This is a genomic window from Pandoraea pnomenusa, from assembly GCF_040391475.1.
GTDB lineage: Bacteria > Pseudomonadota > Gammaproteobacteria > Burkholderiales > Burkholderiaceae > Pandoraea > Pandoraea pnomenusa_C.
In genome coordinates this window covers 451,552-474,935 of record NZ_JBEBXS010000001.1, presented here as the reverse complement: position 1 = coordinate 474,935, position 23,384 = coordinate 451,552, and the positions used below count along the sequence as shown (strand labels likewise).

Sequence of the window (23,384 nt, the reverse complement as noted above, 5' to 3'; positions counted from 1 at the left end):
TCTGAATGTTTTTCGGCGATGTGCCGTTCTGGTGATGCCGTGACTTCCATTTGAGGAACCGGGGCCGCACGCTGTGATGCCCGCTGTCATGCCACTGCGCGCGTGCGGTGTGGGGGATTCGCCGGACCCCGGTCCGCCCGGCCCGATGCGTGGGCATCGGGGCGAGGGCCGGATCGCGGCGATCGCAGGCGGGCGGGGGAATGGCGCGGGTCATGGTCGTGGTCCGTCGCTTACTTCTTCGCGCCAAGCAGGCCGCCAAGCAGGTTGGTCACCGGCGCGAGCGGGCCGCCGCTGGTGCCGCTACCCGAGCCAGTGGCGCCGCCGACGGCACCCGTCACTGCACCGAGCAGATTCGTGACCGGTGCGAGTGCCCCGGCCGCCGACGAACCACCGGTGCCGCCCGACGTACCGCCCGTGGCGCCTCCAGCTACGCTGCCGAGGCTGCCGGTCAGACCCGACACCAGGTTCGTCACCGGTGCGAGCGGATTGCTGCCCGTGGCGCCGCCGGTTGCACCGCCGAGGGCACCCGTCAGCCCGGAGACGAGGTTGGTGACCGGTGCGAGCGGGTTGCTGCCCGAGGCGCCGCCTGTGGCACCGCCGAGCGAGCCCGTCAGCCCGGCGACGACATTGGTTACCGGGGCAAGCGGGTTGCTGCCCGATGCGCCGCCCGTGGCGCCGCCGAGGGCACCGGTCAGGCCGGAGACGAGATTCGTGACCGGAGCAAGCGGGCTGGTGCCACTGCCACCGCTCAGACCACCCAGACCGCCCAGGCCACCCAGTGCCGACGTGAGCGGTGCGAGCGGGTTGGTGCTCGTCGGCGTGCCGTGTACGGCGCCGCCCAGGCTTGCCACCGTCTTGCCGACACCGGCCACGAGGCCGCCGACGTCTGCGGCGATCGGGTTGTTGATCTGGCCGCCGATCTTCGCGCCGACGCCGGTCAGGCCGCCGCCGACTGTGGCGAGCAGGCCAGCGACCGGCGTGCCCAGACCCGTGGCGTTACCCACCGTCTGCGTGGTGTTGGTCACGACGTTCGTGATTGGGGTGATGGCCGAGGAGAGCGACGTGGTCAGTTGTTGCACCGGCGCGCTCGTGATGGTGTTCGTCAGCCCCGTGCCCAGCGACTGACCGGCCATGCCCACGGAGGTCACCACGCCGCCGAGCAGCGACGTGACACCGTAGATCGGGGTGGAGCCGAGCGGACCGGTCTTGCCGAGCCCGGCCACGGCGCTGCCCAGTTGCGTGCCGGCCGTGCCGAGGTCGGTGACCACGCCGCCGACGCTGGCGAGCGTCGGGTTCAACGGATCCTTCACCGAACCGAGTTTGCCCAGACCGTTCGTGATGCCGTTGCCGAGCGTCTGTATGGCGTTGCCCGTGGAGACGGCGGCACCCGAGAGGCCCGTTTGCGTTTGCGAGCTGAGCAGCGGGACTTGTGTGCTGCCGAGCGTGGTGCCGAGATCGCTGACCGTCTTGCCGACCTGCGTCACGACGCCCGTGCTGGTCGTGGCTGCCACGGTGCCGATCGGGTTGGTGGCTGCGCCCGTGCCGGTGCCGCCGTCGCCATTCCCGCTGCCATTTCCGTTTCCGTTCCCGTTTCCATTGCCGTTCCCGTTCCCGCTACCGCCTCCGGTCCCCGAGCCGTCGGTCACTGTGCCGGTACCTGTGCCGCCACCGCTGCCGGTACCTGCCGTGGTGCCGCTACCGCCGCCGTCGCCGAGCGAGCCACTGGTACCGCCCGAGCCGGAGCTGGCGCAGCCGGTCATCGTGACGACGGCGAGAAGGCAGGCGGAGGCGAGAAGGTTGCGTTGAAGGTTGTTCATGATGGTGTCCTCTGGTCTTTGTCGTATTCAGGCGAGCACGGCTTGTGCTGCCAGTCGGTTGTTCATGCGTTGTGCGATGAGTGCGAACAGGAGCGCGTCGACAGCTGCGCTGTTGGGGCCCGTCATCGCGTGGGCCGAATACGTGGTGCTGCGCTGGGCGTTTGCCGGATCGAACGGTGTGGCGGTGGCGCGTACGCCACCGCCGTCTTCACCGCCCCTCCCTGGGCTTGCGCCTCTACGATCGTTGCCAGCGATGCGTTGGCGCTCGGCCGTAATGGCTGCGGTGCGCTGCATCGTTTGCTTGGTATTGCCAATGATCATGGTTTCCCCCGGTGATCTTCAGCGTTGCGATGCAGGGGTATCCGCAAGAGGTGTGCCAACCGTCCAATTCAAATTGGAGTAAGCGTTCTAGTTTTTCCGGTGAATGGCTGAAAAGCCTGTATTTATTTGCGTTTCGGAAAACAAGAATCTTTTGGATCGAGAGATTGGCCTTTGTCGAAAGGGCGGGTGGATCAGGGTTAACGCCATCGGGATTTGGCGAATACCGCCGGAAATTCCGTTCCCGTTACGGGGGGTGTTACGGGTAACGTTACGTAACGCCGGGGGTGAAATGGGCTCGGCTGATGTTGCGAAATGGCATTGGGCGAACATTCCCGTCAAGGCGCGATCGAACGTATTGATGGGCAGCCCGTAATTTCACGTAACGATTCTCGGTAATGGCCGAAATCCGGTGACCAACCGGGAGTGAGGCGCATTGATGTGCGAACGAACGCCGACGACGTGAAGCCGCGGTGCGGAAGCGCTGGGGCGGACTGCGAGGCGGGCAGCCGAGTTTCGCAAGGCGAAGCTGCGGGCGCCGCTGAATTGAATGAATAGTTATTTAAATAAGTGATTCGTTAGCGTTGCGAAGGTGTGTGGCATTGCACCAATCATGGTTTTCCCTCGCGCGCGTTGCATTCCCTACTTTTGGAGTATTGTTTGAGCAACCGGTGTAACGCTTTTTTACACTCTCGCCGGTGATTGGAACCAAGACTCTAGTTTTTACGTTTTAGTTTAAATTACGATCACAAAAAAACAGTACGCCGCAGCAAAGGTTGTACCAACAAGCAAGTAAATGTTGGCGTACAAAGAGAAAGACGTTCGTGAGCCTTATCGCGCCACGAACCAGAGGCCGAAGTCCAGAGTTGATAAGCGAAATGGCGGATATTCGTCATGCGGCCGTTCGGCCGGTGGCGTGCCGCCATAGGTCAACGGGCGCTTGGCGCCTTAATGAGGGAGGGTGATATGAAACTCGGCAATTACATTCGTCTGTTTGTGCGCGACGAGCGGGGTGTGACCGCGCTGGAGTACGGCATTCTCGCCGCTGTCGTGGCCGTCATCATTGGCGGCACGGTCTACACGAATCTGGGCACCACGTTCACGACCCTCTTTTCAAAGGTGACGTCGGCCATCGCTTCGGTGGGTGCGTAAAGGTATGTGCGCCAGCCTGCGTCCCTCCCAACGCCGTCGGCCGCGTCGACTCGGTCTGCAACGCGGCGCGACCGCACTGGAGTACGGCATTCTTGCGGCCATTGTGGCGCTCATCGTTGGCGCAACCGTGTACACGAACCTGAGCACGATTCTGTCGAACACTTTCAGTACGGTATCGTCGGCCGCCACGTCGGCGGTCTCTCACTAAGCTCGATCGAGGCGGAATTCGTGCTGACGCTGCTGTGCCTGTTGTGCGTGCCGATCGTCGTCACCGATCTCATCGCGCGGCGCATACCGAACGCCTGGTTGCTGTGTGTGGGCGGGCTGACGCTGGTCTGGATCGCGTGGCGCGCGTGGCATGGCGAGCCCCGGGTGTTGTGGCTGCACGGACTCGGCGCGTTGCTGGGCTTGACGGTGCTGCTGCCGTTCTGGTGGCGTGGCGTGATGGGGGCTGGCGACGTCAAGCTCTTCGCGTTGATCGGGCTGGTGGCGGGCTATCCGGCGCTGCTGCCGGTCTGGTGCCTTGCCAGTGTGGCCGTCGGATTGCACGCCCTGATGTTGCTGGCCGCGCGGGTGAAGTGGTTCACGCGATGGCGCGAGCGCCTGGCAGCGTCGCGTGGGTGGCAACGGATTCTGCAGTGGCGGGACGGCCGCATCGGGCTGCCCTACGGGGCGTATCTGGCAGCGGCGGCGCTCGTGGTGAGATAGGCGGGCGTGGGTGGAAGTGGCGAGCAGGGTTCGTGCATGAGGGCGCGACGGCCCTGCTGATGCCAGGCAGTGACGAGTGCCGCCCGAAGGCGGCACCGCAAAAACGGGAGGCGCGGGCGACGCCGCGCAAATGGGCAGGAAACAATGCGTCGCCAAAAACACGGCCACACAGCGCCGTGCGCGACGGGGAGTATCGTCATGATGCGGTATGGGGCACAGGCAGGGCTCGGATTGCCAGGGTTGCAATGCGCGCGCTCGCGCGGCGTTGCGGCACTGGAGTTCATGCTGATCCTGATGATTCTGCTTCCCGCGTTCTACGTGGCCGTCGCGTTCTCCATCAACCTTCTCGCCCGTCAGATGCTCACGCAGGCCGCCTCGGAGGCGGGCCGCGCGATGTTGCGAGCCGGCAACATGCAACAGCGCTACGCCTATGCCACGCAGGCGATCAACACCACATTAACTTGGCCGGCGTCGTCGGCCGTCAGCACGAGTTTCACCCAAGACGCCGTTGCGCCGTGCCCGGCGTCGGCCGCGTGTATCGTCCATGTGACGTTGACCCTGACCCAGCCGATGACCGTGAACTGGCCCGGCCTGGGGGCGCTGGTACCGGCCAACGTGATTGGCACGGCGGCTGTCACGCTCGATGCTTCGACGCTGGGAGGAAGCTGACGAATTCGTCAATGCACACGATGTGAGGTTCGCCCGAGTTGTCATGCCGCCGGTCAGCCGGCGTCCCGCAGGAAGTGACTGAACGGTCCACAGGCCCCGAGCCATGAATAAAGCCACCAAGATTATCGCTGCTCTGCTGGTTGTCGCCGGGGTGCTGCTGGCCCTCTTCGCGTTGCGTCTTGGCACGTCGAACGCGCCTGCGCCTGCGACCACGACGCCGTCGCCAGTCACGCAGGCGCTCACGCAGCGTTACCCGGCCGTGGTGGCGGCCAAAGCGCTCTCGCCGGGCCAGCCGATCGGCGCCGATGCCGTGAAGATCGTGCAGTTCGACAGCCAGACGGTCGGCGGCTTCGCCAATCCGGCAGACGTTGTCGGTCGGGTACCGCTCGTGGCCCTTGCCGCCGGTGTGCCGGTCACGCAGAACTCGCTGGCGCGTGGCCTCGCGCTGCAACTCGCCCCCGGCGAGCGCGCGGTCGCGCTCCCGGTGAGCGAAACGGTGGGCGTAGCCAACCGTATTCGCCCGGGCGACTTCGTCGACGTGTTCTTTACGATGAAGACCAATCAACCGGCCGGACCCAATGGCGGTGTCATCGACGATACGCAGGCGCGGTTGCTGGCCTCGCGAGTGCGGGTGTTGAGCTATGGCAACGCATCGCTCGACGACGTGACGCCGCCGCCGGCAACGCCAGGCGTGGCGTCGACTGTGCAGGCGGCCACGGCGTCTGCCCCGCCGCCGCAGCAACCTCAGCAGCCGCAGGTCAACACGCAACCGCCGATGCCCGCGACGTCCGCCGTCGTGGCCGTGCCCGTCGCCGACGTCAACCGCGTCATGCTCGGCACGCAGCAGGGCAAGATCATGCTCGCGCTTCGCAACCCGGGCGATGACGCGACCCCGGACACGTCGTTGTTCCCGTCGCCGCCGCCGGTGCTGGCCGGGCGGACGGGGCTCAAGGTCGACGATCGTGCGGCGCTCCAGACGCCGGAGAACCAGGCGTTCGCCGGTATCGCTGCGACGGGCCTCGCGGGCGAACCGGTACGCCGTGCAGCGGCACCGCGCGCGCCCGGTGGCAATGGCGGTGGCGGCACGATCGAAGTCGTGCGTGGGTCCGAGCGGACCACGGCGGCTTACTGAACGCCCATTGCGCACCTAATGAACGTTAACCGACACAGTGACCGATAAAGCCACGCCATGACCAGAAGCCAGGTTCGCACTGCCAGACGAGAGACCGGACGCGTTACGGGAACGCTGTTGTGCTTGGCCGCGCTGCTTGCGTGTTCGGCGTCCGTCGCGGTGCGTCTGGCCGACGCGGCGGATACGTCGGTGAGTGCCGGGGCGCGCTCGCTGACGATGGGCGTTCGCGAGCAACGCGAATTGCAGGTGCCGGGTGCGCTGGAACGGGTGGCAGTCGGGGATCCGACCGTCGCGGACGTCGTCGTGCTCAGGGGCACGGGCGGGCGGCGCGGTTCGGTACTCGTCGTGGGCAAGAAGCCGGGGACCACGCAGGTCTCCGCGTGGCCGCGCGGCGGCGATGCGGTGCGCTGGGAAGTGCATGTCACCGGCGATCTGCAGAACGCATTGGGCGACACCGGCACTGCCAGCGTCGACCCGCGCGGCAACGCCGCCGTCATCAAGGGGCACGCGAACACGATGATCGAACACAGCGGCCTGCAGGCCGCAGCCGTCGACACCACGGGCAAGGGCGGTGTGGTGGTCGATCGCTCGACCGTGGGCGACACGGGGGTCGTTCAGGTCGACGTCAAGATCGTGGAAATCAACCGCAACATCCTGAATCAGGTGGGCGCCAGTTTCAGTGCATCGCGCACGTCCGGTTCGGGCAGTTTCGGCGTGGCGTCGGCGCTGAACTCGGCGTTCGCCAGCGGCGGCGTGCCGAATTTCGGATCGTTCTTCGGCACGATCACCCGGGGCGCGTTCAATCTCTCCGCACAGATCGATCTGCTGCAGTCGAACGGTCTGGGCCGGGTGCTTGCGGCACCGACGCTCGTCGCGCTTTCCGGTCAGAGCGCGAGCTTCCTCGCGGGCGGCGAGATCCCGGTGCCACAGGCGGGCGGTCTGGGCACGACGACCATTCAGTACAAGCCGTTCGGCGTCGGGCTCACGGTCACGCCGACAATCCTGTCGCCGAATCGCATTGCGCTGAAGGTGGCGCCCGAGGCGTCCGACATCGATTACACGAACGCGATCCTGACGGATACGGTACAGATTCCCGCGATCACGACACGCCGGGCCGATACAACGGTCGAGCTGGGCGATGGCGAGAGCTTCGTCATCGGCGGCCTGATTTCGCGCACCACGACGGCTGCCGTCGACAAGGTGCCGCTGCTGGGCGATCTGCCGCTCATCGGCGCGTTTTTCCGGAATTTGAAGTACAACAGCACCGAGAAGGAGCTGGTCATCGTGGTGACACCGCATCTGGTGAAGCCGATGGCGAAGGATGTGGCCATACCGTTGCCGGGAGATACACGCGAGAAGCGCCCGGGCCCGGTGTGGGGCGATTATCTGATGGGTGGGGCAAGCAACAGCGAGCTGCCCGGATTCTCGAAGTGACGCCGATGCTGTCGTGAAAACGACGGGCAGTGAGGTGAGGCGCCGCGAGGGCCGGGGTGCGGCAAGCCGGTAGTAAGGAGTGCACAAATGAACGCACCGACGCGAATACTGGACACCATGACCGAGTTGCATCGCTTCCTCTTTTGCAGTGCGCATGCCGGCCACGCGCAGTGGCTCTCGGCGGCGCTACGCGAAGAGGGCGTGGTGCTTCAGGAGGCGGGGCGTCCTGCGCAATTGCAGCAGCGCATTGGCGACCTCGATCCGCAGGTCGTGCTGCTCGACTTTTCGGGCGAGCCGGGCGGGCAAGCCGACGAGGCGTCCGACGGTCGCATCGCGCAGGCGGTGGAACTCGCGCAGATGCTCAAACGCGTGGCGCCGAAGTTGCCGCTCGTGGCCGTCGGCTCGCTAGTGCGCGCCGATGGCATGAAAGCCGCGCTGCGCGCCGGCGTTCACGACTTCATCGACGTACACGCCACGAACGAAGAAGCGCTGGAAGTCATTCGCCGCGTGGTCGATCACACACCACCGCCGAGCGCTGGCGCGCCACAGCGGCATGGCCGGTTCGTCGTGTTGCTCGGCGCGCGTATCGGCGTGGGATGCAGCACGCTTGCCGCGCATCTGTCGCAACTCGGGCAGGAAATGTCCGTCGGCGCCCATCCCGAGAAGTCCGCGCGGCCGGCGAAAGCCCCGACTGGCAAGGACGACAAGTTTGACGGCTCGTTGCTCGGCCACGTGGCGCTGCTCGATCTCGGCTTGCCGGCTGGCGACGGGTTGCTGTATCTGAATACGCAAAGCCAGTTCAGCTTTGCCGAGGCGGTGCAAAACCTGCGGCGCTTCGACGAGACACTCGTGCACACGGCGGTCTCGCATGCGCCGAGCGGCCTGGCGGTGTTGCCGTTGCCGCTCGATCTCGGCGACATGCGCAGCGTGGCGGCCGGCGACGCGCTGGCGCTCACCGACCGGCTGCGCGCTTTCTTCGACCTGATCGTGGCCGATCTCGGCGGCTTCTCCAACCCCGCGTTCGTCGCGAGCCTGGTGCGCGCGGCCGACGAAGTCTGGCTGGTCGTCGACCAGAGCGTGGGCGCCATCGTCTCGCTCGCGTCGATGTTGCGCGATCTGGAGGAGAAGAGCGTCGATCGCAGTCATCTGCAACTCGTGCTCAATCGCTACGACCCGCGCTACGGCATGGCGGCCGATCAGATCGCGAAACGCTTCGACGTGCCGCTGCTCGCCACGCTGCCCGACCGGCCGCTCGCCATGCTCTCGGCAACCAATCAGGGCAAATTGATTCTCGACACCGCACGGGGCGACCCGTATGTGCGCGCCCTGCAACCGCTGGTCGAGCGGCTGCTCAGCGCACAGCACGCGGGGGCCGCGGCGCATCGCCAGTCTTCGGGCTGGCTGGGTCGATTCATGGGAAAGCACTGATATGACCGACTCCATCGAATTTGCGGACGACAAGCGCGCGTTTGCCAATTCGCAGCAGTTTCAGGACATCAAGACTGCTGCGCATGAACATTTGCTTGCCCGCATCGAAGAACTCGGCGCGGAGTTCGGACGCTGGAGTCGCGGCGCGATCCAGCAGTTCGTCGATCTCGAGATGGACGGCTTCGTACGCCTGCGCCGCATTCCGATCAACGAGTCGGAACTGCGTCAGATCTCCGACGCGCTCACCAAGGAGCTTGCCGGGTTTGGTCCCATCGAGGACCTGCTCGCCGATCCGGCGGTGGAAGACATTCTGATCAACGGCTACAACGACGTGTATGTGTCGCGCAAGGGCGTGCTGGCCCGCGAGGCGTTGCGCTTCTCGGATAACCAGCATCTGCTGCGTATCGTGCGCCGCATTCTCGCGCCGATCGGCCGCCGTCTCGACGAATCGAATCCGATGGTCGATGCGCGCCTGCCCGATGGCGGACGCCTGAACGTGGTGATCGAGCCGCTCGCCGTCGACGGGCCGGTCGTGTCGATTCGTAAATTCCGCAAGGACCCGCTCAAACCGTCGGACCTGCTGGCGCTCGGCAGCTTCAACGAGGAAATCTACGCGCTGCTCGAAGCGGCGGTGCGCTCGCGTTGCAACATTCTCGTGTCCGGCGGCACCAGCTCGGGCAAGACGTCGCTGCTCAATGCGCTCGCCAGTTTCATTCCGGCAACCGAGCGGGTGGTGACAGTCGAAGACACGGCCGAACTCTCGCTCAATCACCCGCACGTGGTGCGGCTCGAATCGCGTCAGGGCGGCTTCGACGGGTCGGGAGAAGTGACGATTCGCGACCTCATTCGCAACAGCCTGCGCATGCGACCGGACCGGATCATCGTGGGCGAAGTGCGCGGCTCCGAAGTGTTGGAAATGATGCAGGCGATGAACACCGGCCATGAAGGGTCGATGGCGACGATTCACGCCAACTCGCCGCGCGAATGTCTCTACCGTCTCGAGATGCTCGCGGGTTTCGCCGGGTTCCAGGGCAGCGAAAGCAGCCTGCGGCGCCAGATCACGAGCGCGCTCGACTTCATCGTGCAGATCGGTCGACTGTCGAGCGGGCGACGTCGCATTCTGTCGATCACCGAAGTGACGGGGGTGTCCGATACGGTGATCTCGACACAGGAGCTGTTCCGTCACGAGACAGTCGTGGGCCCGGACGGCGAAGAGAAGGATCGCTGGGTGTCGCTGGGCTTGCAGCCGCACTCACCGAAGCTGCAACGCTACAAGGAGCAGACGCGCAATGCGGCCGCCGCTGCCGCGCAGCAGAACAATCCTCCGCCGGATTCGGGCGGGGGCGGCTTCTTCGGACGTCGGCGATGAATCCCGTCGTGCTGTGGGTCGCGTGCATCGCCCTGCTGCTGGTGGCTGCAGGGCTGGAACTGTGGCGGCGCACGCATGTTCGGGTTCGGGCGCAGGCCACGAGCGCGTTCCTCGAACAGCAACTCGCACAGAATGCGCCGCGCTTTGCCGCGAACGAAACGAACGCCACGCGTGCGCCGCGTCGCAAGTCGCTGCCGTGGGAGTTCTTCTTCGAGCGGGCGGGCGTGCAACCCGACCCGATGTTCTACACGCTGCTCATTGCGCCGGGCGTGGTGCTGGGGCTGGGGTTCTGGTTGTGGCACGGGCCGCTCTCGGCCATCGTCATTTTCGTGATGTACTCGGTCGGCAACGTGCTGCGCTACGGGTTCAAGGCGGCGCGCCGGCATCGCAATATCGTGCGTCAGTTGCCGGTGTTTCTCGACGGCATGGTGCGCATGCTGACGGTCGGTAACAGCTTGCCGGCGGCATTCCAGACGGCGGCGGCCAATGCCGACATGCCGCTGCGCGAACTGCTCGAGCGGGCGGTCCGGCAGGTGCAGGCGGGCGTTGAACTGGACGTGGCGCTCAAGCAGATAGCGCGTGTGTATCAGGTCGACGAGATCTATCTGTTTGCCTCCGTGGTCGACCTCTCGACGCGTTTCGGCGGGCGCGCCGACCAGATTCTGTCGCGCATGGCGGGTTTCATGCGCGACCGCGAGCAGGCGCAGGCCGAGCTTTACGCGTTGTCGTCGGAGACACGTCTGTCGGCGTGGGTGCTGGCGTCGCTGCCAATCGTCGTGAGCGCCATGCTCATGCTGCTCAATCCGAGGTTCTTCGAGCCGATGTTCCAGGAGGCGGCCGGTCAGAAACTGCTGCTGATCGGCGTCGGACTGGAAGTGTTCGGCGGCTTTGTGCTGTACCGGCTGGCCAAGTCGCTATGAACGCGAAGGAGCTACCGACATGAACTTCGCTTCACTGTCTTCCGACTCGCATCTGTGGATGATGCTCGGGCTGCTGATGGTGGCCGCTGGCCTGCTGCTGGCCGCCTCGGCCATCGTGCTGCGGGCGATGCGTCAGGGGCGTAGTGAGCGAATGATCGATCAGGTGCTCGCGACGCGTCAGCAGCAGGCATTGGCGGCGGTGCGCGCAGCGAGTGCCCCGCTTGGCAAGCGGACCGGCGATGGCGCCGACGACGATATGCCGGTGGACGAGGGCGGACATCGCGGCTGGCGCGCGGTCTTCGACCGTGCAGCGGCGCTGGGCAAGCAATGGTCGGAAACACGTCTCGGGCAGCATCTGATCGCCGCCGAAGATCGCTTGCTGCTCGCGCAATGCGGGTGGGACAGCGTGCGGGCCAAGTCGCTGTTCCTGTTTGCGCGCGTGTCGCTCGCGGTGGTGCTGCCCCTGCTCGTCTGGCTGTGGTTTCCGGGCGGCGGCGGGCTGGGCACGATCCTTCGGCTGTTCGGGGCGGTGGGCGTGGGCCTGCTCGCGCCGAAGTTCTATGTGCAGCGCAAGGCAGCACAACGCCGTCGCGATCTGATCGAGGAACTGCCGTTGCTGATCGACTTGCTGCGCCTGTTGCAGGGCGTGGGACTGTCGATGGATCAAAGCTTGTACGTGATGGTGTCGGACTTCCGTGAAGTGCTGCCGATCCTGTCCAGGGAATTCGAAAACGCCAATCGCCAATACGCCTCGGGGCGAGGACGTGAGGCGTCGATGGGCCGCTTGCGTGAGGTGTACGACAACGACGATCTGCGTGCGCTGGTACGCCTCATCGTGCAGGTGGAACAACATGGCGGCGCGGTGCAGGAACCGTTGCAGCAGTTCAGTGACCGGTTGCGCGAACAACGTCGCCAGACGATGAAGGAGCGCATCGGCAAGCTCACGGTGAAGATGACTCTGGCGATGATGCTGACCCTCCTGCCGGCGTTGATGCTGGTGGTCGCGGGGCCAGCACTGCTGTCGCTGACCAAATCGATGGAGGTCATCCAGTGACCCGACAAATCCCCACAGGACGTGTGAAGGACGATGCCGCAATGACGGTGGACAAGCTGCCGGCCGATGATGCTTGCTTGCCACGCGCAATGCGAAGGCAAGGGCGTGCGATGGGCGGTGCGTCGCTTGTGTTGTTGAGCGTGGTGCTGCTCGCCGCGTGCAGCGGGCCACGCATCGGCGGATACGGTGCACCGACGGCGGCGGCACTCATGCAGGCACAGCAGGCCGACGAGGAAAAGGCCAGGGCGGCGAAGCCCGATTCGCGCGAGCTGTACCTGTCGATGATTCGGCAGATGCAGGAGCAGGGCTCGTATTTCGCGTCGCTCGCTCACATCGATCAGTTCCGCATTCAATACGGTGCGTCGCCCGATATCGACCTGCTGCGTGCCGACGCGCTGCGTGAAACCGGCCAGCCCGATGCCGCCGAGCAGGCGTATCGCGCACTGCTGGGGGGCACCGAAGCGGCCGCCGCATGGCACGGGCTGGGGTTGGTGGCGGCGCAACGCAAGGACTACGGCGCTGCTGCGCAGGCGCTGCGTGAAGCGGTGAGCCGCGCGCCCACGGAGCCGTTCTATCTGAGCGATCTCGGCTTCGCGCTGATGCGTAATGGCGAGACGGGGGCGGCACGCGTGCCGCTGGCGCAAGCGGCCGAATTGCGGCCGGACAGCCGCAAGGTTCTCAGCAACCTTGCGGTGTATCTCGTGGTGACGGGCGAGAACACGCGCGCCGAAGACATGATGACGCGCGCCAAGATGCCGCCCGCCACGCGCGAGGCCATCAACAAGCTCGCGGCCGATATCAAGGCGCACACCAAGGCGCGTCGCGCAGCGGCGGACGCCGAAGCAGCGCGGGCGGCTGCGCTGCGGGCGGCGTCGATTGCGCCGGTCGCGCCGGTAGCGCCGGCGGTCGTGGCGCGCAGCGGAAGTGACCCGGCAAAGGGCGCCGTCAATGACTTGAGCGCAACGGGCATCGCGGCGGGCGATAGCGGCGCGGTGGTCGTGCGCCTGTCGCAAGGCGAGGTGCCCGATTCGGCGCCCGAGGTCACGCAGGGGCAGCAGAAGACAGCGGCGAAGGCCGTCACGGCGGCGTCGGACGCCAAGCTCGCGCGTGCGGCGGATACCGCGCGCAGCGATATGCCGACGTCGATGCTCGACCGCTTCGGCCATTCGCAATAAGTCGGCGACATCGCTGCACACGCGCAGCGTGGGCCGCCTGACGCACACGATGCATCACGCAATATCAGGGAGACGTGATCATGGCAGTCCAGACAGCACAACGACAATCGGGCTCCTCGGCGCGGCGGGCCGCACGGCTTTCGGTGGCGGCATTGGCGCTTTGGGCGGGGACGGCCGCTGCGCAGAGCAATCCGCCGATCACCGGCAGCATGGGCGGCGTGGACGCGCGCACCGTGGCCCCGGCGCAGGCGGCTGGCTCTGCGCAGGCGGCGCCCGCGGTACAGGCGTCGGCACAACCGGCACAGGCCGCAGCGCCCGTTGCGGCGTCGCAAGCGCGGCCGATCCCCGCCAACGTCGTTCGACGCACCACGCCGTTGCGTGTGGGAGAGCACGCAGCGGACGGCATGATCGGAGAGGAAACGGAGGCGCTGCTCGCGTTGCAGGCAAGCGGCATGGCGGCCGGCCCGGGCCTGCCGATGCTCGGGGCGACCGCGTCGCGCGCCTACAAGCGCTATCTCGACAGCTTCACGTATCCGATTCCCCAGAGCTTTACGGCAATTGTCCAGAGCAGCAGTGGCGTGGGTAACGGAGGTGGAAGCGGTGGCGGAAGCGGCGGCGGCATGGCACCGATGGGGGCTGGCGTGAGCCAGTGATGCCTCATGAAAGCGCACGCGCGCATGCGTCCAGCGAACGGTCCGGCCAGCCCGCTCAGGCGGCAACGCGGTTCGGTAACGGTTCTCGCCTTCGTCTTCGTGATCGTGGTGTTGATTCTCGCGATTGCCATCGACGCGGGCTTCGCGTTCATGAAGCGGCGCGAACTGCAGCGAGCCGCCGACATGGGGGCGCTTGCCGGTGCGCAGACGCTACCCGGTTGTGCCAATGCGACGTCGTTCGCGACTGCCGTGCAAAACAACGTCACCGCCAACATGGGTACGAATGTGTCGGGCCTGCAGGTGTCGTCGACATGCGGCTTCTGGACGTCGCCGAGCGCGAGTGCGACCGGGCCGGGGACGTTCGTCACGTCGACACCGGCGAACGCGTCAACCGGTAATGCGGTGTCCGTGACCCTGACTTTGGCCGTGCCGTCGTTCTTCGATCTGGCCGGAACACGCACGATCATGGCAACGGCGATCGCGCGCAAAGTGCCCGCCGTGGTGACATTTACGGTCGATTCAGGCTTGCTGGCGCTCAATGCCAACAATTCGATTCTCGCGCCGCTGCTTACGTCGCTTGGCATCTCGCCGCAGGTGTACGTGGCCGCGGCACAACAGCTCGTGGGCGTGAATATCACGCCGAAAGGACTGTTGCAGGCTCTGGGCGTGCCGGTCACGGGCGATGTCTCGGTCGCTTCGCTATCCGGGGTGGCGGCTGTGAAGAACCTGACGGTGGGCACGCTGCTTAGTGCGACGAACACGGCGCTCGCCACCCAGAACGGTGCGCTGTCGGCTTCCGTTTCGGCGATGAACAACCTCGTGAACGTGTTTGCCAACAGCCCGGTGCTGAATCTACCGATCAACCTGCTGGGCACGGCAACCTCGCCGGGTATCCTCGCGAACATCGATGCGGCGGGCGTGAGTGCAGCGAGCGCGCTCACGGGCAATATCGGCGTTGCCGACCTGATCTCCGCCGCCGTCGTAGGGGCCAATGGGACCAACGCGGTGGCGATTCCGTCGTTGTCGATTCTCGGCGGGACGGTCTCGGCCGAGGCGCATGTCATTTCGCCACCGCAGATCGGGGTTGGAGGCGTGGGGGCGACGGCCACTTCGGCGCAAGTCAGGCTGTTCCTGAACGTCAATTCCTCGATCGGCACACTCGGCGGGCTGCTCAACGGGCTGAATACGACGCTCAAGCTGCCGCTGGTGCTCGAGCTTGCTCAGTCGACAGCAACGGTGACCGCGCTGCAATGCGGTGCAACGCAATCGGCGACGCTGCAGGTGAATTCCGGGCTGGTCAATGTCTGCGTGGGCGGCACGGCAAGCGGGGTGGACCCGAAGACCAATCCTGCGAGCTGCACCACGCTCATGACACAACGCACGACCATTGCGCAGTTGCTCGGGGCGATCAGCGTCGGGGCAAACGTCAACTTGTCGCTCGTGACCAATACGCCAGCGCCCATGACGTTTTCCGCCCCATTCCCGAAGTCGCAGTCGACCAGTTCGAACGTGAACCTGACGCAGATCGTGACAGCGTTGCTCGCGGGACTGTCGCTCGACGTGGGCGCGTCTGCGAAGGATACGAACGGGAATATCGGCAACGGGCTGGTGACGAACGTGCCGTCAAACCTGACCGGTGCCACGATCTCGACCGTCAATACGTTTTTGGGGAACGCGGCCAGTGGGTTGAAGACCACGGCCAACGGGTTGAACGCCACGCTGGGTGGCGTGTTGACGCTCAATCTTCCGCAAGTGCTGGGGGGCGTGGGAAATCTCGTGAGCGGGCTGGTCAATACGCTCGGCGGCATCGTCACCGGGTTGATCGGCGGCGTTACCGATCTTGTATGCGATGTCTTCGGCGGTGCCAATGCGCAGAGTTGTCGCGAAAGCGCCGTCAACAATTCCATCACCACGGCCAACATTTCGCCGGTGCTCGGCAGCATTCTGTACACGCTGCTCAACCCGTTGCTCACGCCGCTCAGCAATGTGCTCAACACGCTGCTGTCGTCGCTGGGCATCACGCTTGGCATGACCACCGTAACCGTCGACAGCATCACCTGCCTGAACGGCCTTGTGCAGTTGGTGTACTAACGGAGCTTTTGCGGCAATGCCGGGCCACGGTGCCGGGCGCAATACCGAACTTCACCATGACGGGCGCCGGGCGCGTCCGGCAACCAGCGGATCAGCATGAAAAGCAAGCCAGTACGTGAAGATCTCGACGTCTATGTGTGGGAAGGCAAGTCCGACATTGCCGATCGGGTCGCGCATTGCCTCGCGAGCTTCGACATGGAGGTCATCCGTGCCGATGGCGTCGACCTGTCGCGCGAGCGCACCAAGGCGCGCGCGTCCATCGCCGTGGTCAGCGTGTCGGTGATCGAGGGCGCTTCGACCAACGCGCAGGAGTGGCAACTCGGCCACGGCATGCCCGTGATCTGGGTGGCGACGTCGCCCCGGGAGAACGACCCGCGCGTGTACCCGCCCGAGTACAGCAACATCCTCACGCTCGACTTCACCGGTGCGGAGCTGCGCACGCTCATCTTCAAGCTGTCCGGCGCGATCGCGGAGGCCGATCGTGCGCCGGCACCGTCCGACCCGCTGGTGGCCCAGTCGAGTGCGATGCTCGGATTGCTTGCCGAGGTCGACGCGTTTGCCGATTGCGACTCGAACGTGCTCATTCATGGCGAGACGGGCGTGGGCAAGGAGCGCATCGCCCGGTTGCTGCACGACAAGCAGAGTCACTACGGGCAAGGGCCGTTCGTGGCCGTGAACTGTGGTGCCATTCCCGACGGGCTCTTCGAATCGCATTTCTTCGGGCATGCCAAAGGCGCATTCACCGGTGCGCTTTATTCCCACAAGGGTTACTTCGAGCAGGCCAACGACGGCACGCTGTTCCTCGACGAAATCGGGGACTTGCCGCTGTATCAGCAGGTGAAGTTGCTGCGGGTGCTGGAGGACAGCGCCGTGACGCGCCTGGGCTCCGCGCAGCCCGTCAAACTCGATTTCCGGCTGGTGGCCGCGACCAACAAGAACCTCAAGTCGATGGTGCGCGACGAGCTGTTTCGCGCCGATCTGTTCTACCGGCTGGCCGTGATCGAGCTGCATATTCCGAGCCTCGAAGAGCGCGGCCCGGTCGACAAGCTGGCCGTCTTCACCGCCTATCTCGGCAAGGTGGTCGGCGACGGCGACATCGGCGCACAGGTGCCGCCGTGGCTGCGTGAGCTGGTCGAGGGGGGCGTATTTCCGGGCAACGTGCGCGAGATGCGCAACATCGCCGAGCGCGTGGGCATCATCTACCGGCAACTCGGCGGATGGGACGAGCGCCGCATCCGGCCGATCTTCGACGCGCTGTCGATGGGCACGGTCGCTCGGGGGAGCGACGCGTCGCCCGGCGCCGCGATGACGGACCGCGCTCGCTGGGACGCCACGGAGCGCGCCCGCATCGTGACAGCCCTCGACGCGAATGGCTGGCGCCGTCAGGACACCGCCAACGCGCTGGGCATCAGCCGCAAGGTGCTCTGGGAAAAAATGCGCAAGTACCAGATCCTCGGCAACGACTCCGAACTGACCAGCGAATTCGAGGGGTAGGGGCGGTCCTCCGTCCCCCGTCCCCCAAGCCATCCCATCCTGATAAGGCCCGCTAGGGCCGTCCGCTGATCGCGGTGCAGACGTTACGCAACCCCTCTCGTCATGACGGGATTTGTCTGACAAGCGTGTTCCGATGGGAGGAACTCGCCGAGGCCTTGGAGTTGCGTGGTATCAACAGATGAAATCGCGCATTCACAATTACGCATTCCCTGCTTGGAAGAGCGCGCCGCAATGGATAGAATTGGCGGCTATTGCGGGCATGCGGTTATCATTCCACAAACACGCAGGTCTCAGATCCTCGGGACGGAGTCCGGGGTGGCGAATGAATGCGACGTATAAGGGTCGAAAAACGATCCGGTCGATAACAGGAAAACAGATCAGATGAAAATCAGTGATTGCCGGGGGCGGTTTTGGTTGGGCGTGGGGGTGGCATGCCTGGCTGTGTGGGGGACGTCGGCCGGTGCCGCAGAAGCGGTCAAGGATGTCGCCGGCGCTACGCCTTCGCAACTCGCGGCTCCGGCATTGCCTGGGCAAGCCGGCGCACCGGCGGCCGCTTCGGGGACGATTCAGGAACTCCGCGATCGCATTCAGAACAAGGAAGTGACCGAACTCCGTACCACGTACAACGGCCGCTTCGGGGCAAGTCTCCTGTTCTATCCGCAAACGCTGGGCTACTACGTGGCGCTGTTCCACGAAGGCCAGTTCTGGCGCGCGGTCCGACTGAACAACGAGAAGAAGGCCGAAGCGTTGTACGCCGATTTCGTGCGTCAGACGCAGGTGCTGGCCGACGTCGAGATCCGTCGCATCAAGCTCGAAGCCCAGCGCACCGTGATGGAGCGTCAACTGGCCGAGAGCGAAGCCCGTCTGAATGCCGTCCAGAACGATCTGGCGATTCAGCGTCAGCAGGAACAGACGCTCGCCGAGAACCAGCAGGCCGTGCGTGAGCAAGCCGCTGCACTGGAAACGGAACGCACTGCGGCCCGTATTCGCCTGACGGACCTGCAAGGTCAGATCCGTTCGCTTGAAACCGAACAGAACAGCGCCGATTCGGAGCTGGTACGCTCGGTCAAGAGCAGCAACGCCAAGAAGGCCGCGCGCCGTCGCTAAGCGGCGGGGCACGGGCCGGTTCTCGCCGGCCGGTGGCATTCAGGACGTTGAAAAGCCGCCTTCGGGCGGCTTTTTCATGGGGGCTCGGTTGTGGAGGCAAGGCGGATGCAGGCCGCTTTACACCCAATTCCCGGGGCTGTCGACACGCGAAATGCCCATCCTGGAGATATGTCGCGCATTTGCAACTGGAAAGGGATCGTTTCGTGAGCGACCCGCTGGCGCCGGGGCAGGGTAAAACCCTTGCCGTGGCGCACTGGTCACGGCGCTCCGCACGAATTATCCTAGCGGGGCATGTCATCGAAAGTGTCCGCGAATCAACACCTGCCCGGACTGGCGAGGGAACCGGCGCCCAGTTAGAATAGCGCCCATTTTGTGCAGCGCAATAAAGCGATTACCCAAACCTTATGACGCAAAACATTCGACACGGGCAGCGCCCTCAGGCCATGCCCGCGCTCATGGTGGCGGCCATCGGCGTGGTCTTCGGCGATATCGGCACCAGTCCGCTCTATGCGCTGAAGGAATGTTTCGATCCGCAACACGGCATTCCGTTTAACCAGCAAGCCGTGTTCGGCATCATCTCGCTGCTGTTCTGGGCTCTGGTGATCGTGGTTTCCCTCAAGTACGTGCTGTTCGTCATGCGCGCCGACAACCGCGGTGAAGGCGGCGTGCTGGCCCTCATGGCACTGAGCCTGCGCAGTGTGCGGGCCGGGAGCAAATGGGCGTCCGTGCTCATGATGCTCGGCATGTTCGGGGCCTGTATGTTTTACGGGGATGCGGTGATCACTCCCGCCATCTCCGTGATGTCGGCGGTCGAAGGTCTGGAGATTGCGGCGCCGTCGCTCACGCGGTTCGTGCTGCCGATCACCATTGTCATTCTCATCATCCTGTTCTCGATGCAGAAATCGGGCACCGCCAAGGTGGGCCGCCTGTTCGGGCCGGTGATGGTGACATGGTTCGTGATTCTCGGCGTGCTCGGCCTGTACAACATCGTGGCCGCCCCGGAAATCATCAAGGCGATCAATCCGTACTACGGCATCCATTTCATCCACACGCACGCCTTGCAGGCGTACATCGTGCTCGGCTCGGTGTTCCTGGTGCTGACCGGTGCAGAGGCGCTGTACGCCGACATGGGGCACTTCGGCATTCGTCCGATCCGTTTCGCGTGGTCGTTCCTCGTGTTCCCGGCGTTGGCGCTCAACTACTTCGGTCAGGGGGCGTTGCTGCTCACGAACCCGAAGGCCATCGAGAACCCGTTCTTCCTGCTCGCACCGGACTGGGCACTGCTGCCGCTCGTGATCGTGGCGACGGCGGCGACCGTGATCGCATCGCAGGCGGTGATCTCGGGGGCGTTCTCGCTCACGAGCCAGGCGATTCAGCTCGGCTACGTGCCGCGCATGAAGATTCTTCACACGTCGGACCGTGAGATCGGTCAGATCTACATGCCGGTCATCAACTGGGCGCTGCTGCTGGTCATCATCTGGATCGTGCTGGCATTCAAGTCGTCGAGCAATCTGGCGGCGGCCTACGGTATCGCCGTGACGACGACCATGGTGATCACCACCGTGCTGGCATGCGTGGTCATGGTGAAGGTCTGGAACTGGAACAAGTTCCTGGTGGCGCTAGTGATCGCGGGCTTCCTCGTGGTCGACTTCGCGTTCTTCGGCGCGAACCTGATCAAGGTCGAAGAGGGCGGCTGGCTGCCGTTGGCGCTGGGCGCATTCCTGTTCTTCATGCTCATGACGTGGCACAAGGGACGTCAGTTGCTGCGCGAGCGCACGGCGGCCGACGGTATTCCGCTCAGCCCGTTCCTGCAAGGGCTGCTGGCGCATCCGCCGCATCGCGTGGCGGGCACGGCGATCTATCTGACCGGTGGCAATACGCTGGTGCCGGTGAGCCTGCTGCACAACCTCAAACACAACCGGATCCTGCACGAACGCACGATCTTCCTGACGTTCCGCACGGTCGACGTGCCGTATGTCGAGGACTCGACGCGCATCGAGGTCAAGGATCATACGGGCGGGTTGTACAGCGTGGTGGCCACCTTCGGCTTCAACGAAACCCCCGACGTGAAGGAAGTGCTGCATCTGCTCGAAGAGAAGACGGACATGCATTTCGAGTTGATGGACACATCGTTCTTCCTCGCCCGCGAGACGGTGGTGCCGACCAAGCTGCCGGGCATGTCGATCTGGCGCGAGCGTCTGTTTGCGTGGATGCACCAGAACGCCGCCAAGCCGACCGACTTCTTCAGCATTCCGGCCAACCGGGTCGTGGAGCTCGGGACGAAAATCGAGATCTGACGCGCCTGACGTAACGGCATCAAGAGAAAGGCCGGTGGCGAGAAATCGCCACCGGCTTTTTTTCGTCGGCTGGCGACAAAGAAAAAGCCCGCGGTCCTGAGACGGCGGGCTTTTCCCTTGTGCTTCCCTTGCAGCGGTGCGCACGGCCGGCAAGGCGACCGTGCGGGGCGTTAGCGGGTGGGGCTCAACGCTTGAGCTTGGCGAAGGCGGCTGCCATTGCGTTGACCGTCTCCGGCTCGCGTTGACGTCCACCGCCACTGCCGCCGCGATGGCCACCGCCATTGCCGCCGCGTGCGCCGCCGCCACTGCTGCCCGGACGATCGCTCGCACCGGCCACCGGCAGGTCGTCGTTCAGACGCATGGTCAGCGAGATACGCTGACGGCGCGGATCGACTTCGAGCACCTTCACCTTCACGATGTCACCGGCCTTGACGACCTCGTGCGGGTCCTTGATGAACTTCGTCGACATGGCCGACACGTGCACCAGACCATCCTGATGCACGCCGATATCGATGAACGCGCCAAAAGCAGCCACGTTCGTCACCACGCCTTCGAGTTGCATGCCCGGCTTCAGGTCGGTCAGCTTTTCCACGCCTTCCTGGAACGTCGCCGTCTTGAATTCAGGACGCGGATCGCGGCCCGGCTTCTCGAGTTCGGTCAGGATGTCCTTCACCGTCGGCAGACCGAAGCGTTCGTCGACGAATTCGTTGGCCGAAACGCCGCGCACGACCGAGCCGTTGCCCATCACGTCGCCGATCGACTTCTTGATCTTCGCGAGAATGCGCTCGACGACCGGGTACGCTTCCGGGTGCACCGACGAGCGATCCAGCGGGTTGTCGCCGCCGTTCACGCGCAGGAAGCCGGCGGCCTGCTCGAACGTCTTGTCGCCCAGGCGAGGCACCTTCTTGAGTGCCTCGCGGTTCGCGAACGGGCCGTTGCTGTCGCGGAAGTCCACGATGTTCTTGGCGAGCGTGCCGTTCAGGCCCGATACGCGTGCCAGCAGCGGCGCGGAGGCGGTATTCACGTCCACGCCCACGGCGTTCACGCAGTCCTCGACCACGGCGTCGAGCATGCGGGCGAGTTCGCGTTGGTTCACGTCGTGCTGATACTGGCCGACGCCGATGGCCTTCGGCTCGATCTTGACAAGTTCAGCCAGCGGATCCTGCAGGCGACGCGCGATCGATACGGCGCCGCGCAGCGACACGTCGAGTTCCGGGAATTCCTTCGCGGCGAATTCGGACGCCGAGTAGACCGAAGCGCCGGCTTCCGACACCACGATCTTCTGCAGCTTGAGTTCGGGGTGGCGCTTGATCAGTTCGAGGGCGAGCTTGTCCGTCTCGCGCGAGGCCGTGCCGTTGCCGATACTCACAAGCTCGGCGCCGGTGGCGGCGGCGATCTTGGACAGGCGGGAAAGCGAGCCGTCCCAGTCGCGGCGCGGCTCGTGCGGGTAGATCGTGTCGGTGCCCAGCAGCTTGCCGGTCGCGTCGACGACGGCGACCTTCACGCCGGTACGCAGGCCCGGATCGAGACCGATCACGCCCTTCGGGCCGGCGGGCGCGGCGAGCAGCAGCGCCTTGAGGTTGCGCGCGAACACGCGAATCGCTTCACTCTCGGCGCTTTCGCGCATTTGCGTAAGCAGTTCCGATTCGAGGTGCGGCTGCACCTTCACGCGCCAGCACCAGCGGCACACGTCGGCGAGCCACTTGTCGGCGGCACGGCTTTGCTGGCGAATGCCGAAATGGCCGGCAATCACGCCTTCGCACGGATGCGGGATCTGGGCGTCGAGCTCCTCGCCCAGACCGAGCTTGACCATCAGAATGCCGAGGTTGCGGCCGCGGAAGAGGGCGAGCGCGCGGTGCGACGGCACCGCAGCGATCGGCTCGGCGTAGTCGTAGTAATCGCGGAATTTCTCGCCTTCCTCGCTTTGCTTGCCTTCGACGACCTTCGACGAGACCACGCCCTGGTTCCAGAGGTAGTCGCGAAGCTTGCCGAGCAGCTCGGCGGTTTCGCCGAACTGTTCCGAGAGGATGTCGCGCGCGCCGTCGAGGGCTGCCTTGATGTCCGCCACGCCTTTCTCGGCGTCGACGAATTTCGCGGCTTCGGCCTGCGGATCGAGCGTCGGATCGGCGAGCAGTGCCAGTGCGAGCGGCTCGAGACCGGCTTCGCGGGCAATCTGCGCGCGGGTGCGGCGCTTCTGTTTGTAGGGCAGGTAAAGATCTTCGAGCGTCTGCTTCGTATCGGCCGCCTCGATAGCGGTACGCAGTTCGTCGGTCAGCTTGCCTTGCTCGTCAATGCTCGCGAGGATCGCCGCACGGCGCTCCTCCAGCTCGCGAAGATACAGCAGGCGTTCTTCCAGCGTGCGCAACTGGGTGTCGTCGAGGTTGTCGGTCACTTCCTTGCGGTAGCGAGCGATGAAGGGCACGGTGGCGCCTTCGTCCAGCAGTTGCACGGCAGCGGCGACCTGACGCGGCTGCACGCTGAGTTCATCGGCGATGCGTTGAACGATCTGAAGGGCTACGTTTTGCGTCATGAGTGTTGCGAGTTACCCAAGTGCCAGGAGCGGGGC

At 65.0% G+C, this 23,384-nt stretch carries 19 protein-coding genes; 16 read left to right on the top strand and 3 right to left on the bottom strand.

The annotated features are described in order from the left end of the window. Positions 1 to 230 precede the first annotated feature (230 nt). Complete coding sequence (locus ABWO90_RS01960; protein WP_353189504.1) at positions 231 to 1,817, bottom strand: collagen-like triple helix repeat-containing protein; 1,587 nt, start codon at positions 1,815 to 1,817, stop codon at positions 231 to 233. A 27-nt stretch (positions 1,818 to 1,844) separates the two neighbouring features. Beyond that, the gene (locus ABWO90_RS01955) at positions 1,845 to 2,138 is read right to left on the bottom strand and encodes a hypothetical protein (protein ID WP_353189503.1); all 294 of its coding nucleotides are present in this window, start codon (positions 2,136 to 2,138) and stop codon (positions 1,845 to 1,847) included. Between the two features lie 963 nt (positions 2,139 to 3,101). Here ABWO90_RS01955 and ABWO90_RS01950 point away from each other — a divergent pair. The 16 genes from ABWO90_RS01950 (at position 3,102) to ABWO90_RS01875 (ending at position 20,818) form a co-directional block, all read left to right on the top strand. Beyond that, positions 3,102 to 3,287 (top strand): Flp family type IVb pilin, encoded by a 186-nt coding sequence (locus ABWO90_RS01950; RefSeq protein ID WP_353189502.1) that lies wholly within the window; start codon positions 3,102 to 3,104, stop codon positions 3,285 to 3,287. 4 nt (positions 3,288 to 3,291) lie between these two features. Next, positions 3,292 to 3,495, top strand: a complete 204-nt coding sequence (locus tag ABWO90_RS01945; RefSeq protein ID WP_353189501.1) for a Flp family type IVb pilin — start codon at positions 3,292 to 3,294, stop codon at positions 3,493 to 3,495. 20 nt (positions 3,496 to 3,515) lie between these two features. Further along, entirely contained in the window at positions 3,516 to 3,995 is a 480-nt protein-coding gene (locus tag ABWO90_RS01940; RefSeq protein WP_353189500.1) for an A24 family peptidase, read from the top strand. Positions 3,996 to 4,193: 198 nt separating this feature from the next. After that, a complete protein-coding gene (locus ABWO90_RS01935) occupies positions 4,194 to 4,664 on the top strand; it encodes a TadE/TadG family type IV pilus assembly protein (protein WP_353189499.1) in 471 nt (156 codons plus the stop codon). A gap of 103 nt (positions 4,665 to 4,767) precedes the next feature. After that, positions 4,768 to 5,796, top strand: a complete 1,029-nt coding sequence (gene cpaB / locus ABWO90_RS01930) for a Flp pilus assembly protein CpaB (RefSeq protein ID WP_353189498.1) — start codon at positions 4,768 to 4,770, stop codon at positions 5,794 to 5,796. A gap of 57 nt (positions 5,797 to 5,853) precedes the next feature. Further along, positions 5,854 to 7,230 (top strand): type II and III secretion system protein family protein, encoded by a 1,377-nt coding sequence (locus tag ABWO90_RS01925; RefSeq protein ID WP_353189497.1) that lies wholly within the window; start codon positions 5,854 to 5,856, stop codon positions 7,228 to 7,230. 87 nt (positions 7,231 to 7,317) lie between these two features. After that, positions 7,318 to 8,658, top strand: coding sequence for a CpaE/TadZ family protein (locus tag ABWO90_RS01920; protein ID WP_353189496.1), 1,341 nt, complete (start codon positions 7,318 to 7,320; stop codon positions 8,656 to 8,658). A 1-nt stretch (position 8,659) separates the two neighbouring features. Continuing rightward, on the top strand, positions 8,660 to 10,027 hold the full coding sequence (locus tag ABWO90_RS01915; protein ID WP_353189495.1) for a TadA family conjugal transfer-associated ATPase: 1,368 nt from the start codon (positions 8,660 to 8,662) through the stop codon (positions 10,025 to 10,027). Continuing rightward, on the top strand, positions 10,024 to 10,947 hold the full coding sequence (locus ABWO90_RS01910; protein WP_353189494.1) for a type II secretion system F family protein: 924 nt from the start codon (positions 10,024 to 10,026) through the stop codon (positions 10,945 to 10,947). The genes ABWO90_RS01915 and ABWO90_RS01910 overlap by 4 nt, the downstream gene beginning before the upstream one ends. Positions 10,948 to 10,966: 19 nt before the next feature. Next, complete coding sequence (locus ABWO90_RS01905; RefSeq protein ID WP_353189493.1) at positions 10,967 to 12,001, top strand: type II secretion system F family protein; 1,035 nt, start codon at positions 10,967 to 10,969, stop codon at positions 11,999 to 12,001. Then, a complete protein-coding gene (locus ABWO90_RS01900; protein WP_353189492.1) occupies positions 11,998 to 13,176 on the top strand; it encodes a tetratricopeptide repeat protein in 1,179 nt (392 codons plus the stop codon). The genes ABWO90_RS01905 and ABWO90_RS01900 overlap by 4 nt, the downstream gene beginning before the upstream one ends. Before the next feature lie 80 nt (positions 13,177 to 13,256). Next, positions 13,257 to 13,829 carry a DUF3613 domain-containing protein gene (locus ABWO90_RS01895; RefSeq protein ID WP_353189491.1) on the top strand — a complete coding sequence of 191 codons (573 nt, stop codon included), beginning with the start codon at positions 13,257 to 13,259 and terminating at the stop codon, positions 13,827 to 13,829. 6 nt (positions 13,830 to 13,835) lie between these two features. Continuing rightward, positions 13,836 to 15,920, top strand: a complete 2,085-nt coding sequence (locus tag ABWO90_RS01890; protein WP_353189490.1) for a pilus assembly protein TadG-related protein — start codon at positions 13,836 to 13,838, stop codon at positions 15,918 to 15,920. A gap of 96 nt (positions 15,921 to 16,016) precedes the next feature. After that, positions 16,017 to 17,414, top strand: a complete 1,398-nt coding sequence (locus tag ABWO90_RS01885) for a sigma 54-interacting transcriptional regulator (protein WP_353189489.1) — start codon at positions 16,017 to 16,019, stop codon at positions 17,412 to 17,414. A 381-nt stretch (positions 17,415 to 17,795) separates the two neighbouring features. Beyond that, positions 17,796 to 18,521, top strand: a complete 726-nt coding sequence (locus ABWO90_RS01880) for a DUF2968 domain-containing protein (RefSeq protein WP_353189488.1) — start codon at positions 17,796 to 17,798, stop codon at positions 18,519 to 18,521. A 404-nt stretch (positions 18,522 to 18,925) separates the two neighbouring features. Next, a complete protein-coding gene (locus ABWO90_RS01875; RefSeq protein WP_353189487.1) occupies positions 18,926 to 20,818 on the top strand; it encodes a potassium transporter Kup in 1,893 nt (630 codons plus the stop codon). A gap of 184 nt (positions 20,819 to 21,002) precedes the next feature. On the opposite strand, the gene ABWO90_RS01870 is transcribed toward ABWO90_RS01875, so the two are convergent. Further along, positions 21,003 to 23,348: a Tex family protein gene (locus ABWO90_RS01870; protein WP_353189486.1), complete on the bottom strand. Its 2,346-nt coding sequence runs from the start codon at positions 23,346 to 23,348 to the stop codon at positions 21,003 to 21,005. Positions 23,349 to 23,384: the final 36 nt, after the last annotated feature.